This is a genomic window from Nocardia rosealba (assembly GCF_020216065.1).
Lineage (GTDB): Bacteria > Actinomycetota > Actinomycetes > Mycobacteriales > Mycobacteriaceae > Nocardia > Nocardia rosealba.
Window position 1 is genome coordinate 588,960 of record NZ_JAIWNA010000003.1, and the last position, 14,144, is coordinate 603,103.

Annotated in this window: 12 protein-coding genes; 8 read left to right on the forward strand and 4 right to left on the reverse strand. The window is 67.1% G+C overall.

Annotated elements, in window-relative coordinates; all coding sequences use genetic code 11:
- The first annotated feature begins 91 nt into the window (after positions 1 to 91).
- Complete coding sequence (locus tag LDL21_RS16230) at positions 92 to 943, forward strand: isocitrate lyase/PEP mutase family protein (RefSeq protein ID WP_225280710.1); 852 nt, start codon at positions 92 to 94, stop codon at positions 941 to 943.
- Between the two features lies 1 nt (position 944).
- Here the strand turns inward: LDL21_RS16230 and LDL21_RS16235 are convergent, their stop codons facing one another.
- Together LDL21_RS16235 and LDL21_RS16240 are read right to left on the reverse strand one after the other, a co-directional pair.
- Positions 945 to 1,565, reverse strand: a complete 621-nt coding sequence (locus LDL21_RS16235) for a DUF305 domain-containing protein (protein WP_225280711.1) — start codon at positions 1,563 to 1,565, stop codon at positions 945 to 947.
- Positions 1,566 to 1,567: 2 nt separating this feature from the next.
- On the reverse strand, positions 1,568 to 3,130 hold the full coding sequence (locus LDL21_RS16240; protein WP_225280712.1) for an LVIVD repeat-containing protein: 1,563 nt from the start codon (positions 3,128 to 3,130) through the stop codon (positions 1,568 to 1,570).
- Between the two features lie 220 nt (positions 3,131 to 3,350).
- Here LDL21_RS16240 and LDL21_RS16245 point away from each other — a divergent pair, with 220 nt between their 5' ends.
- From LDL21_RS16245 to LDL21_RS16265, 5 genes are read left to right on the forward strand one after another with little or no spacing between them, the layout of a single operon-like run.
- Entirely contained in the window at positions 3,351 to 5,084 is a 1,734-nt protein-coding gene (locus LDL21_RS16245; protein WP_225280713.1) for a BCCT family transporter, read from the forward strand.
- A 28-nt stretch (positions 5,085 to 5,112) separates the two neighbouring features.
- Positions 5,113 to 6,162 carry an ABC transporter substrate-binding protein gene (locus LDL21_RS16250; RefSeq protein ID WP_225280714.1) on the forward strand — a complete coding sequence of 350 codons (1,050 nt, stop codon included), beginning with the start codon at positions 5,113 to 5,115 and terminating at the stop codon, positions 6,160 to 6,162.
- 5 nt (positions 6,163 to 6,167) lie between these two features.
- Positions 6,168 to 7,226: a FecCD family ABC transporter permease gene (locus LDL21_RS16255; RefSeq protein ID WP_504805108.1), complete on the forward strand. Its 1,059-nt coding sequence runs from the start codon at positions 6,168 to 6,170 to the stop codon at positions 7,224 to 7,226.
- A complete protein-coding gene (locus tag LDL21_RS16260; protein ID WP_181698101.1) occupies positions 7,223 to 8,008 on the forward strand; it encodes an ABC transporter ATP-binding protein in 786 nt (261 codons plus the stop codon). Before LDL21_RS16255 ends, LDL21_RS16260 begins: the two co-directional genes overlap by 4 nt.
- Positions 8,009 to 8,014: 6 nt before the next feature.
- Complete coding sequence (locus LDL21_RS16265; protein WP_225280715.1) at positions 8,015 to 9,223, forward strand: MFS transporter; 1,209 nt, start codon at positions 8,015 to 8,017, stop codon at positions 9,221 to 9,223.
- Here LDL21_RS16265 and LDL21_RS16270 read toward each other — a convergent pair.
- Positions 9,220 to 10,092 carry a 3-methyladenine DNA glycosylase gene (locus tag LDL21_RS16270; RefSeq protein WP_225280841.1) on the reverse strand — a complete coding sequence of 291 codons (873 nt, stop codon included), beginning with the start codon at positions 10,090 to 10,092 and terminating at the stop codon, positions 9,220 to 9,222. The two genes, LDL21_RS16265 and LDL21_RS16270, sit on opposite strands and share 4 nt — an antisense overlap.
- Positions 10,093 to 10,250: 158 nt before the next feature.
- Positions 10,251 to 11,480 (reverse strand): tyrosine-type recombinase/integrase, encoded by a 1,230-nt coding sequence (locus tag LDL21_RS16275; RefSeq protein WP_225280718.1) that lies wholly within the window; start codon positions 11,478 to 11,480, stop codon positions 10,251 to 10,253.
- A 1,381-nt stretch (positions 11,481 to 12,861) separates the two neighbouring features.
- Here LDL21_RS16275 and LDL21_RS16280 point away from each other — a divergent pair.
- Together LDL21_RS16280 and LDL21_RS16285 are read left to right on the forward strand one after the other, a co-directional pair.
- Positions 12,862 to 13,167 carry a transposase gene (locus LDL21_RS16280; RefSeq protein WP_225280719.1) on the forward strand — a complete coding sequence of 102 codons (306 nt, stop codon included), beginning with the start codon at positions 12,862 to 12,864 and terminating at the stop codon, positions 13,165 to 13,167.
- Between the two features lie 2 nt (positions 13,168 to 13,169).
- Positions 13,170 to 14,057 carry an IS3 family transposase gene (locus tag LDL21_RS16285; protein ID WP_225280720.1) on the forward strand — a complete coding sequence of 296 codons (888 nt, stop codon included), beginning with the start codon at positions 13,170 to 13,172 and terminating at the stop codon, positions 14,055 to 14,057.
- The last annotated feature ends 87 nt before the right edge of the window (positions 14,058 to 14,144 follow it).

Below are 14,144 nucleotides of genomic sequence, written 5' to 3' on the forward strand. Positions count from 1 at the left end.
CGTTGTCCTCACCCCCGCCGGTCCCCGCCGGTGCGATGCGGTTCGGCGTGGTCTCGGTGCGCGGATCGGATTCGCGTGGCTGAATGGAGGGGTGGATACGGGACAGCGGGAGCGGGCACAGGCGTTTGTCGAGCTGCATCGATCGGGGTGTTTTCTGTTGCCCAATGCGTGGGATGCGGGGAGTTCGCGGGTGCTGGAGGCCGCCGGGTTTGCGGCGATCGCCACGACAAGTGCGGGGATCGCGTTCTCGTACGGCAGGCCCGACCACGACTTCCACGCCTCGGAAGAGGACGGGCGGGTCGACAAGGGCACGATGATGCGCCGGATCGGGGAGATCACCGGTGCGGTGGGGGTTCCGGTGAGCGCCGATCTCGAGGAGGGGTACGGGCCGGACGCGCAGGCCGTGGCGACCACCATCGCGGAGGCCATCGCCGCCGGGGCGGCGGGCGGCAATATCGAGGACTTCACCGGTGAGCGCGCGGCCCCGCTGTTCGAGGAGGTGCACGCCGTGGACCGGGTGCGTGCCGCCCGCGCGGCGGTGGCGGCCAGCGGTGCGCCGTTCGTGCTCGTCGGCCGTACCGACGTCCTGCTCGTCGGTGGCGGGCTGGACGAGGCGATCCGCCGGGGCAACGCCTATCTCGCGGCGGGTGCGGACTGCGTTTTCGTTCCCGGTGCCGCCGACGCCGAGACCATCGCCACCCTCGTTCGCGAGCTCGACGGCCCCCTCAATGTCGTCATGGGACTCACCGCCACCCTTACCATGGCCGAGCTCGCCGATCTCGGTGTCCGGCGGGTCACCGTCGGCGGCAGTATCGCGCGCATGCTGTACCGCCACCTGTTCGACGCCGCACGCGAACTGGCCGAACGTGGCACCTTCACCTACGCCGAGAACCAGCTCGGTCAGGACGCGTTGAACGACATGTTCACCCGCCGCGACCGATAGTTCACGGTCGTGCGCCGCGCAACTCGAGAAGCACACCGAGCGAGCCCATTTCGCGGCTCTGCGACTGTGCCATCGACCTGGCCGCCTGCTTGACCGGCCCCTCGGTGAGCAGGGCGTCGGCGGCGCGGGCCATGGTGATTCCGCCCGCGTGGTGGTGGTACATCAGCCGCAGAAACAAGATCTCGGCCTCGGAACCTCGTGCCGTGGTGAGAGTGTCGAGCTCGGCTCGGGTCGCCAGCCCGGGCATGGTGGCGGGGCCGGTCGAATGATGGTGTGCCGTCATCCAGCTCATCGGTGTGGTGGCGGTAGGCGCGGCGCCGGCGAGCTGCGTCCAGCCGAGCAGGGTACCGATCTCGACCCGCTGGGTGTCGGCGATCTGTTCGGCGAGCGCACGCACCCCCGCGTCGACGGTCGGGTCGAGCCGTTGCACGAGGATCATGGCCTGCTGGTGATGAGCCGTCATGTCCTGCACGAAACCCAGCTCGGTCGAGTGCAGCACCGTTGCGGGCGCGGATTTTTCGGAAGCGAGCAGCGGGCGCGACGCCGCGCCGAGGACGAAGAAGAACACGGCTGCCGCCAGCGCGGCCGCCACCCCGAGAGCCCTCGGGCGATCGGCGATCACCCTTATGACCCCAGCGTCGAAACCTGGTCGGCCGGCGCCCGATACACCGCCTCGTCCAGATTCAGCACCATGAACCCGTTGTCGGAACAGGTGACGTACAACTGATTTCCCCGCCACTCGGGCGGTGACATGCACCAGTCCGCCGACAGATCACCGAACGCGACCCGCCCCACCCGCGCCGACAACACCTGCGCGGGATCGAACAACCCGTCCGCCATGGCCCGCAGTGCGGCGGGCGCACTCATCGCGGGGATACCGATGATCGAGGCCAGCGCGTGCGGGGAGTTCCAGATCTCGAGGTTGCGTCCGGTGCGGGCGGGCGGGTTGAAATAGGCGATCTCACGGATCGCGGCGGGGTCGCGCACGTCGAACACCCGGATGCCGGAGGATGTCCAGCCACAGGCGAGCGCGGTCGGGTTCGCCGGGCGGTCCGCCGTGCAGTAGTGCGGATCGTAGGAGAACAGCGAATTGCCCATGGCCGAACCGATCTGGGCGTCGACGTGCTCACCGAGATTGATCTCGAGTTTGATCTTGTTCACGATGCGCGGCGCGGTGTCGTCGGAGACATCGATGAGTTTCACCCCGCCGGAACCACCTTCGTCGACGGTGAACAGATGCGGCACACCGTCATAGGTCACCGGCACACTGTGCTGGGTGGCCCAGCCGTCGGTCCAGAAGGTGCGCCCGAGATGGGGGACCTGCGGGTTCGGATCGCGACGTTGCACCGCGCTCACGTCGAGCACGGTGAACCCGCCGAGCGCGGAGATGTAGAGCCGGTTCCCGTCGGGGCTCACCCCGAAACCGTGCGCCTCGATCCCGGTGAGCCCCTGCCAGATCACGTGCGGATTCGCCGGATCGGTCAGATCGATCGCACTGAGCAGGCCGGGCGCGATGCCCGAGGCCCAGTAGGTGCGGCCGTCGGGGGAGAAGCCGCCCTCGTGCGTCGTGATCGGCAGCGGCATGGCCGGGTTCGTGCCCGGCCCCGGATTCAGCAGCCGGGGATGCGCGCAATCGGAGATGTCGTACACCGACAGCAAGCCCGCGCCGATGGCGAGCGGGACGCCGGTGCCGACGAGCAATTCGCGAGTCGTGTTGACCTTCAACGTCTCCCAGGTGCCGGCCAGCATCGCGGGTTCGGCGAGGGTCGCGGTGTGCCGTGGATTCGCCGGATCGGACACGTCGAGCACCTGCACGCCCGGGTGTTCGCCGAGCAGGGTGCCGGGGAAGAACGACCCGATGTAGACGCAGTGTTCGAAACTGGTCGACGTGATTCCGGCTCCGCGCCCGGTGTATCCGCCTGCCATCGACATATTGCAGTGATAGCCCTGCGCGCTGCGACCACTGTCCCGGTCGGCGGCGGGCACATCGCCCTGCAGCCCTGTCTCCGGTGCGGACCCCGGCCCGCACTCCGCGCGTGGCACCGATGTCCGCCCGATGTCGAAGAATTCGTGCACCAGCTGGTCGAAGGGCCGATCGGCGGCCGCGCCCGACGGCAGCCCGATCGCGATCAGCGCGGCCACCACCGCCGGTGCCGTCGCGCGCACGACCCGAGTCCACAGGTGCATCGTTGCCTCCTCGATCCGCCCCGACGGCTACTGACTCAGACAGTCGTCTGTGCGAATCGTAAAGCAACCGAAAGATTGCCGGAGGTGATTCCGGGGAACTAAGCCAAGGCTGGGTCGTGCCTTACCCGAGGTCCGCATCGATGCGCTGTACGGTTGCTGCAACCGGCCGGTTCGTCTGGGCGGGCCGGGGTGCGTGCGGCCGGAAAGGATTACGGACTTCATGTCGAACAACGTTGTTGACAGATCCGGTGACGCCGACGCGACACCGGGAGCGGTACCCCCGGGAGCATCGCGCAAAACGGGACTCGATCGATTCGTCTTCGCCGCCACCGCGATCGGTGCGCTGGCCTTCGTCGCCTGGGGTGCACTCGACGACGAAAGCCTCGCCGCTGCGGCGAGTTCGGCCCAGAAGTGGGTCATCACCAACACCGGCTGGCTGTTCGTGCTGGTCGCCACCGCGTTCGTGGTGTTCGTGATCTGGCTGGCGGTGAGCCGCTACGGGCGTATCCCGCTCGGTGCCGACGACGAGAAGCCCGAATTCCGCACGGTCTCCTGGATCGCCATGATGTTCAGCGCGGGCATGGGCATCGGATTGATGTTCTGGGGCGTGGCCGAACCGTTGTCGCACTTCGTGAATCCGCCGCCGCACACCGCCGAGCCGGGCTCACCGGCCGCCGCCGAGGTCGCGATGGCGACCACGCTGTTCCACTGGACGTTGCACCCGTGGGCGATCTACGCCGTCGCCGGCCTCGCCATCGCCTACGGCACCTTCCGGAAAGGCCGCTCGCAGTTGATCTCCTCGGTGTTCCGGCCGTTGCTCGGCCGCCACGCCGACGGTCTCGGTGGCCGAGCGATCGACATGATGGCGATCTTCGCGACCCTGTTCGGCTCGGCCGCCTCCCTCGGCCTCGGTGCCCTGCAGATCGGTGCGGGCATGGAGTTCAACGGTTGGATCGACGGCGTCGGCAAGATCGGTCTCGTCGCCGTCATCTCGGGCCTCACCGTGGCGTTCGTGTTCTCGGCGGTGTCGGGTATCGAACGCGGTATCCAGTGGCTGTCCAACATCAATATGGTGCTGGCCCTTGCCATCGCGGCGTTCGTGTTCATCGCCGGGCCGACGCTGTTCGTGCTGAACCTGCTGCCGATCGCCCTCGGTGACTACGTCGAGATGCTGCCGACCATGGCCTCGCGCACCGGCGCCGGTGACGAGGCGATGAAGGCCTGGCTGTCGAGCTGGACGATCTTCTACTGGGCGTGGTGGATCTCGTGGACCCCGTTCGTCGGCATGTTCATCGCCCGCATCAGCCGCGGCCGCACCATCCGCCAGTTCGTCACCGGTGTGTTGCTGGTGCCGAGCGTGGTGAGCCTGCTGTGGTTCGCCGTCTTCGGTGGCGCGGGTATCGCCGAGCAGACCAAGGACCGCGCGCTCACCGAACCCGACGGTTCGGTGGACTCGAACTTCGCCCTGTTCCACCTGCTCGACCAGTACCCGCTCACCTCGATCACCACCGTGGTGGTGATGGTCCTCGTGGCGATCTTCTTCGTCTCCGGTGCCGACGCCGCCTCCATCGTGATGGGCACGCTGTCCGAACGCGGCAGCATCGAACCGTCGCGGTGGATCGTCATCTTCTGGGGTGCGGCGACCGGTGCGGTCGCGGCGATCATGCTGGTCATCGCCGATTCCGACAATCTCGGTGGTGCGCTGACCGGCCTGCAGGCGCTGACGACGGTCGTCTCGCTGCCGTTCCTCGTGGTGATGATCGCGATGTGTTTCTCTCTCTACAAGGACCTGCGCGACGACCCGCTGATCCTGCGGGCCGACCGGGGCGCGGAACTCATCGAGATCGCCGTCGACAAGGGCACCGAGTTGCACGAGGGCGACTTCGCTCTGGTCACCGAGCCTGCCACCGAAGAGATCGTCATCGATCTGAAAAAGAAGGACGCCAGCGACTGACCAGTTACTTTAGGTTAGGCTGCCTTTCGTGAAATTGTCTGTGGGTCGGATCGGTCTGGTTTGTGTCACCGCCGCGGTGGCGAGCGCGCTCGTCGCCTGCGGCGAATCCGAGCAGGTCGCGGGTCCCGGCGCGGCGGCAGGCGGCGAAGGCCGCACCAGCTATCCGCTCACGCTGGACAACTGCGGGACCAGCGTCACCCTCGACGCGCCGCCGCAGCGGGTGGTGTCGCTGGATCAGGGATCCACCGAGATCCTGCTGTCGCTCGGGCTCGGTGACCGGGTCGTCGGCACCGCGTCCTGGACCGATCCGGTGCGCGACAATCTGGCCGAGGCGAACAAGTCGGTGCCGCGCCTGGCCGACAACGCCCCCACCTACGAGGTCGTCCTCGACACCGACCCGGACTTCGTCACCGCGTCGTTCGGCAGGCACTTCAAGCAGGGCGGCGTCGCCGATCGTGCCCGCTTCGCCGAAACCGGCATCGACACCTATCTGTCGCCCACCGATTGCGACAACGGGGTGAGCATCAACGGCGGCGGTAAGCGAACCAACCCGCTGACCATGGACTCGCTGTATCAGGAGATCCGCGAACTGGCGACCGTGTTCGACGTGACCGACCGCGGCGACCGGCTCATCGCGGAGCTGCGCACCCGGGCGGACGCGGCCGTAGCGGGGATCACGAAGTCGGACGTCTCGATGGCGTTCTGGTTCGCCGACACCAAGAGCCCTTATGTCGCGGGCGGTCTCGGCTCGGCGAACCTGCTCGCCACCACGGTCGGCGCGACCAATGTCTTCGCCGACCTCACCGACGACTGGCCCGCCGTCGGCTGGGAGACCCTGGTCGACCGCAACCCCGACGTGCTCGTCCTCGGTGACCTGCTGCGCAACCGTTTCCCCGGTGACCGGCTGGCCGACAAGACCGCCTTCCTCGAAGCCGATCCCGTCACCCGCGACCTCGAGGCCGTCCGCGCCAAGCGCTACATCGCGCTGCACGGCGCCGAGATGAATCCGTCCATCCGCGCCGTCGACGGCCTGGAGAAGGTGGCCGCCGGCCTGCGCGAACTGAAGGTGCCCAACTGAGTACCGTGCGCGAGCAGGCACGCACCACCGTCGGTCCGGTCCGGGAGCGTCCCCTGGTGCTCTGGTCGCTGATCGTCGTCGGTGGGTTCGCCGCGCTCGCGGTGTCGATCCTGATCGCCGTCACCCTCGGCCCGGCCGACATCTCGCCGGTGAACGTGCGCGATGTGCTGCTGAACCACCTCGGGCTCACCGATGTCCCCGTGCGGGTGTCGAAGAACGCGATCGTGTGGGAGGAACGCCTGCCGCGTGCCCTGGTCGCCGCCGCGTGCGGTGCCGGGCTCGGCATCTGCGGTGTGATCATGCAGTCGCTGCTGCGCAACCCGCTGGCCGACCCGTTCGTCCTCGGTATCTCCTCCGGTGCGTCGACCGGTGCGGTGATCGTCGGTGTACTCGGGGTGGGTGGGGCGGCGCTCGGGTTGTCGGGCGGGGCGTTCCTCGGTTCGCTCGTCGCCTTCGGGCTGGTGCTGCTGCTGGCCCGCATGTCCGGTGGCAGCAACGACCGGGTGATCCTGGCGGGCGTGGCGAGCACCCAGTTGTTCTCCGCGCTCACCTCGTTCGTCATCTTCGCGTTCGCCGACTCCGACGAGACACGCGGCGTGATGTTCTGGCTGCTCGGCTCGCTGGAAGGGGTGCGCTGGGACGATGTGACGCTGTGCGCGATCGTCGTGCTGGCGGGCGCGGCGGTGTGCCTGTACTTCGCCTACGTGCTCGACGCCTTCTCCTTCGGTGACGATGTGGCCGCCTCGCTGGGCATCGCCGTCGCCAAGGTGCGCATGCTGTTGCTGATCGTGACCGCGCTCATCACCGCGACCCTGGTCAGCGTCGCGGGCGCGATCGGGTTCGTCGGGCTTGTCCTTCCGCACGCGGCGCGGTTCCTGGTGGGTCCGCGCCACAGCCGGTTGGTTCCGGCGACCGCGTTGCTCGGCGCGGTGTTCATGGTGTGGGTGGACGCTATCTCGCGGGTGGCGTTCGCGCCGACCCCGCTGCCGGTCGGGGTGGGGACGGCCCTGGTGGGTGTGCCGGCGTTCATCGTCATTCTGTCGCGGCGAAGGAGTGTGCGATGACGCTGCACGCGCGCAACGTCACCTGGGACCGGGGTGGGTCGCTCGTCGTCGACGGGGTGAGTCTCACACCGTCGCCGGGGGAGACCGTCGGCCTGCTCGGTCCCAACGGGTCCGGGAAGTCCTCGTTGTTGCGGCTTCTCAACGGGGTGGTGCGGCCGACCTCCGGCGTGGTGACCCTCGACGGTGACGACCTCACCACGGTCAAACGCAGGCAGATCGCGCGGGCGGTCGCCGTGGTGAGTCAGCACGCCGACACCGACGTCGACATCACCGTCGCCGACGTGGTCCGCCTCGGCCGCATCCCGCATCGCGGCGCCTTCGGCGGCAACACCGTCGCCGACGAAGCCGCGGTGGCCGCCGCGCTCGAACACACCGGGCTCACGGCGAAGGCGGACCGGTTGTGGCACCGGCTCTCCGGTGGTGAGAAGCAGCGTGTGCAGATCGCGCGGGCACTGGCGCAGGAACCACGTGAGCTGCTGCTCGACGAGCCGACCAATCACCTCGACATCCACCATCAGCTCGAATTGCTCGCCCTGGTCACCCGGCTGCCGGTGACCAGCGTGATCGCCCTGCACGATCTGAACCTGGCCGCCATGTTCTGCGACGCGGTGGTCGTGTTGAAGGAGGGCCGGGTCGTGGCGGGTGGTCCGCCGGTCGACGTCCTGACCGCCGAACTGATCGCCGAGGTGTACAACGTGCGCGCCGAGGTGATCACCGACGCGGCGAAGGGCCGGTTGTCCATCCTGTTCGAACCGGGGCCGGTCCCGGTCCCCGCACCCTGATCCGCGGTGCCGGGTTCGGGTCGGCCCCTGCTCGACCGGTGGTCGCTGTCGCGTGATCTGGTCGCGGCCACTCCGGCGGTGCGGTTGCTCGTCCTCACCCAGCTGGCGTTCAACGTCGGCTTCTTCATGGTGCTGCCGTACCTGTCGGTGTACCTGACCGAGGATCTCGGGCTGCGCGCGGCGTTCGTCGGGGCGGTGCTCGGGTTGCGCACCTTCTCGCAGCAGGGGTTGTTCTTCGTCGGTGGTTCGCTGGCCGACCGGTGGGGTGTGCGACCCGTGGTCGTCGCCGGATGCCTTTGTCGCATAACAGGGTTCGTCGGCCTGGCAGCGGTCACCTCGGTGCCGGGCATCGTGGCGGCGACCGTGCTGATCGGGTTCGCAGGCGCGTTGTTCTCGCCCGCCGTCGAAAGCGCGCTCGCCACCGCGGCCGGGAGCGCGGGGCGGGCACGCACCGAGGCGTTCGCGTTGTTCTCGGCATTCGGGCAGGTGGGGGCATTCACCGGGCCGCTGCTCGGGGCACTGCTGCTCGCCGCCGACTTCGCGGTAGCGTGCCTGGTCGCGGCCGGGGTCTTCGTGGTGATCCTGCTCGCGCATCTGCGGTGGTTGCCCCGGACACCCGGTGCGCACAGCACCTGGCGCGAAGGCTGGCGGGAAGTGCTCGCCAACAAGCGGTTTCTCGTGTTCGCGGTGGCGATGAGCACGCAGTTGGTCGCCTACAACCAGCTGTATCTGCTGCTGCCGCTCGAGGTGGAACGAGCATGGGGTTCGCAGGCGCCGCTCGGCTGGTTCTTCGCGCTCTCGTCGCTGTTCGTGGTGCTCGCGCAGTTGCCGGTGACCCGGCGGGCGCGTTCGGCCACCGCCCTGCCGGTCGGGCTCCTGGTGATGGCGACCGCGTTCCTGGTGATGGCGGTGTGCGCGCCCGCCCGGTGGCACGGGGTGGCGGGGCTGATTCCGGCGGCGGTGTTCGTGTTGCTGCTGGCGCTCGGGCAGATGATCGTGCTCCCGGTGTCGCGGGACACGGTGGGGCGTATCGCCGGTGAGCGGCGGCTCGGGTCGTACTACGGGTTGCTCGCGTCCATCGGCGGGGTGGGTGTGCTGATCGGCTCCGTGGTCACCGGCGCGCTGATCGATCTGGTGCCCGGGGGGAGTGCGCCGTGGGTCGCGGTGGCGGTCGCGCTGTGCGCGAGTGCTGTCGTGCTGCGGCGCGGCGGTTAGGCGGCGAGCTGCTCGAGGGTGGCCGACAGTTCGGTGCAGGCGTCGCGTAATCGTGCGCGCAGCGTGTCGGCGGTTTCGGCGACGGCGGCCTGGGCGCGCACGTATTCCGCACGGCCGTTGGGGGTTTCGATGCGGACTGGTTCGTAGCCGAATTCCCGCAGGTCGTACGGGCTGGCGCGCATGTCGAGTTCTCGTGCGGTGCAGGCGAGTTCGAAACAATCGAGCAGCAGGTCCGAGGGGATCAGCGGGGCCAGCTTGAAACCCCATTTGTAGAGATCCATGTTCGCGTGGAGGCAGCCGGGTTGTTCCCGTCGCACCTGGTCGGCGCGGGTCAGCGGCTCGGCATTGCGCCCCACCGCGTCCGGGGTGAAGAACCGGAACGCGTCGAAGTGCGTGCACCGCAACGACATCGACTCCACCACCGCATCGGTCCCCGCATGCCCCAACCGCAACGGCACCTGCTGATGGCGCACCTCGTCGGTGCGGTACACCATCGCCCACTCGTGCAACCCGAAGCACGACAGCTGCGCGGGACGCGTCGCGGTAGCGGTCAGCAACCGCCCGACGAACTCCACCGTTTCCCGCCGCTTCACCAGATAAGCCGGATCGGCCGTGAACACATCGCCATCCACCCGGTGATACCCGCGAGCCCCCGCGTACTCCCGCGCTCCCCGCAAACCGATCCCGAACCCCGGATGCCACCGCCGCAACTGGGCGGGCTTGTTCCCGTAGTAGGTAAACAGAAAATCGATCACCGGATGCGTGGTCCCCGCCGCCCGCCGCTCCAGATACGGCCCGACCAGCCGATCGAGCCGCTCCCGGTGCGCGGACGCGGCGGCCTGCCACTCGACCTCGGGTAATATCCGCAGGTCGAGAGCGTAGTCCAGGTCAGCTTGATCGCTCACCTGAACATTCTCTCGCACCGATTCTGCGCGGTGGATTCCCCCCGAATCCAGGCTCTGGGCGACTAGCCAGTCTGGACCGAGGAGGTCTGATAATCGACGTCCGACACGCTTTCGACACGAGTTCAGCGCGAGGACCTACTGAGTAGGACGCGGAAGTCCTCGACCTCGTGTGGGGTGTCGATGTAGTGACGCTGAGCTATGGTGCCATCGTCGGCATGGCCGAGTTGGCGTGCCGCACGACTGGGCCCGTATTCGTTTGCGATGAGCGTTGCGACCGACTTCCGGAAGGTTTTCGGAGTGACCCAATTGAACGTTTCGCCTCGGGCTGCGCGCCAGCTCCGGCGGAAGTTGTGTGGGTCGTAGATTGCGCCGCCGCGGCCGGTGAACACCAGGTCCAGCGGGTTGGATATGGCAGTGGTCGCCCGGCGCCGCAGTGTCTCGACGACGAACTGGGGTAGAGCTACCGACCGATATCCGGCTTGGGTCTTGGTCCATTCCTGCCGGACAGCTCTCAGTACGCCATCTTCTTGGGTTACTCGGACGATGGTCCCGCAGATCGTCAGGCGGGGAACCTCTGCATCCAGATCGAGGTCCTGCCACCGAATCGCCAAGGCTTCGCCTATTCGTGCGCCTGTGCCCAGCAGCACATCGGCGACATCGAGAACGATGCGCGATCGGCGGGGACCGCGTTGGTAGGCAGGGGTGCCCGCTATCGCGCTGCCGGTCAACCACGTCTCGAGCTGCTCGCGTAGCGCGTGGAGCGTCGGGAGGTCGGCAGCTCTGGGTCGTTGAGCGTTGCGTGGAATGCGGGCGACGTTCAGCAGCGGGTTGTGAGTGATGACGTCGCGGCGAACAGCGAAGCCCATCATGCCTTTGAGAACTACCTTGTGCGCCCGCGCCTTCGATGGCCATGTGCGGGCGACCTCCCTGAGGTGGGCGTCCAGCCGCGTGGTGGTGGCTTCGCGGATGCGCAGTCCGCCCAGGGAGGTGTTGATCTTGACGGTGTCCTTCCGACCACGCTTGTTGGCCACATAGATGTGGGAGCGGTAGTCGTCGATCGTCTGCGGCGTAGCGCGGTTTTCGAACTCTAGTTCGGCAAGCCACATGTCGGCCAGATCGCAAAGCTTGGTATCCAGCGTTAGTTCCGCACCTGCGCTGGAAGCGCGACGACGCTCTTTCAGGCGGTCCTTCAACGCGGCGACGGCGCGAGCCTTTGTTGGGCCGTACGCCTGCACAGGTCGTGTGGTCCCGTCATCGTCTCGAAAGCGAGCGCTCGCACGCCAGCTGCCGTTGGGCTGTCGTTTGGTGTTGATCGCTCCGTAGGTGCCGATGGCAAGCGGCGGGTTTGGCATCAGTACTCCCAGTAAGCGGGCGATAGCCCGGTTGTTCGGGCATCGTCAGACGTTGGGTGCGCACGCCCTGCACACAAACCGCTGTCGTCTTAGGGGCGTGGGTCTGCAGGTGCGATCACGGCGCGTGGGTCGCGGTTCGGGTCGTGGAATGTGGCCGCATGGGTGGCGGAGAGAGGGCGGGGGAGCCGATCGAACTGGTCTCGCTCTGCCGTAGGTCCGCATTGTCACAGCGGCACAAAAGAGGGCTGCTCATGGAGGTTCAGCCGCAAAGCACATGGGCGACTGTTGTCAGCGACTATCCGCCCGATGGTCGTAGACGCTGAGTTTCCCAGTCGCGGACATCGCCGAGCCTGTACCGGCGGTAGCGGCCCATTCGGGCGAAGCGAGGTCCGGTTCCGGCTGACGCCCAAGCCGCGAGTGTCTTTATCGGGATCATCAGGCGCGCTGCCAGTTCAGCTGTGCTCAACCACGTTTCATCGTCTGGTTGGGGCGGTCGTTGTGGACCGGTCTCGAAGTGTGAACGTGGGGATGCCGAGTGGGATTCATGGGAAGGCATCGGAAACCAGGGCTTTCTCCCCTTGTCAGTGGCTCTTCCAGCTTCGAGTGTAGATGAGAACGCCGCAATGCCGCTGGCGATCGCTGTCGCCTGCGCGCGGGGCGGGCGCTTCATTGGATTGCTCCGCTCGCATCCCACCTTGGCGAGACTGTTGGGACACGGGATCTGCGAGATCTGTTGCCCGTTTGCCGCGTGGATTCGAAGTGAATGAAATCAGGCTGGTTTGCTCGGAGACCTGCGGGTGAAGATGTGTTGGCCCCGCACCCCCGGAAATGGGTTTTGCTCAGTCCCGCAAGGGAGTTCGGGGTCGATTTGGCGATACCGGGGTTGCGGACGTGTCGTGTCGGAAACGACTGCATTAGGTATTAGGTATTGCTCGGCCCGGTCCGTGTCGGTTGTTAGGTCTTGCTGGGGTCGCACAGCGCCCGGCGATCCAGCGAATCGTTGCTGTCCACCACAGTGCTGTCGATGCTGCGGCGAGGTCTGCCTCGGACCGACCGATTCCTATGCCTGCCCGCCACGTATACTGTGAAACGCCAACCATTAGCTTGCATCAAGTCTGTGCGCGGCCGATTACCCAATCACGAACGCCCCGAGCTCGTTACCTTCGAGCTCGGGGCGTTCGGCGTTGCACGGCGGGTGGGCTGGACGAGGGATCGGCGGATCGCGTGCACATGCGGGGGCTGACAGGCGGCCTGGCCGCCGATAAGTAAGTCTTATCGGTAGCCAGGGTCGACGTTGTCTTGGACAGCGGTCGGCATTGAGGTTCCCCCGCTTTCTCGGAGGGCTCTGATTGTGGTCCGATAGGACCGGAAGGAGTCATTCGTGGCAGCACCGAAGAAGTACCCCGACGAGCTGAAGACCCGGGCCGTTCGACTGTATCGGGAGTCAGACCCGAAGCCGACGATCCGGAAGCTGGCCGCCCAGCTCGGGGTGCATCACGAAGCGTTGCGGCTGTGGATCCGCCAGGCGGAGGCCGATGCCGGCGAACGTGACGACAAGCCGACGACCGACATGCTGGCCGAGAACCGGGCCCTGAAGAAGCGGATCGCAGAGTTGGAGCGGGTGAACGCCGTATTGCGTGATGCGAGTGCGTATTTCGCCTCGGAGCTCGGCCAGACCCGGCGGTGATCGTGGCGTTCGTCAGCGAACACCCGCAGCACCCGGTCGAGCTCGTATTACGGGTTCTGGGAATCGCGTCGTCGACGTATTACGGCTGGTTGCGGCAGGCGCGGGAGCCGTCGCAGCGGCGGCTGGCCGACCAGGAGTTGCTGGCCGATATCGTCGACATCCATACCAGCTCGGGCGGAACCTACGGGTCACCGCGGATCCATGCGATGCTGCGCCGACGGGGGATCTCGGTCGGCCGCAAACGAGTCGAGCGCCTGATGCGGGGCGCCGGTTTGCAGGGCGCGTTCCTGCGCAAGAAATGGCGGCTGGGCTCGACCCGGCAGGATCGGCGTGCCACCCCGGCCCCGGACCTGGTCAACCGCGATTTCACGGCCGGTGAGCCGGACCGGCTGTGGGTTGCCGATGCCACCCGCATCGTCTGCGGTGAGGGCGTGTGCTGGCTGGCCGCGGTCCGCGACGCGTTCTCGAACCGGATCGTGGGCTGGAAGTGTTCGGACCGGTGCGACACCGAACTGGTCCTCGGTGCTCTCGAGTACGCGGTCTGGACCCGCGATGTCCGTGACGGGCAGCTGGTCCATCATTCCGACCGCGGGTCGACCTACACGGCGATTCGGTTCGCTAACCGGTTGGCCGACAACGGGATCGCCCAATCCATGGGGTCGGTCGGTGACAGTTACGACAACGCCCTCATGGAGGACTTCTTCTCCACCCTGAAGACCGAGTTGGTGTATCGGAACAGTTGGCGGACAAGGGAAGACGCCGAGAACGCTCTGTTCGCCTACATCGACGGCTGGTACAACACCCAGCGGATCCAAAAACGGCTTGGCTGGCGATCACCCGACGAATACGAAGCCAGCTATCATCACCGGGTTCCCGCTGGAACCAGATAATCCGCTCTCCGGACTAGCGGGGGAACCTCAGGATGATCCCTTGCCTGGCGGCAGCTCGCCAGCCTGGACGTCCGCTACTGCTCTGCT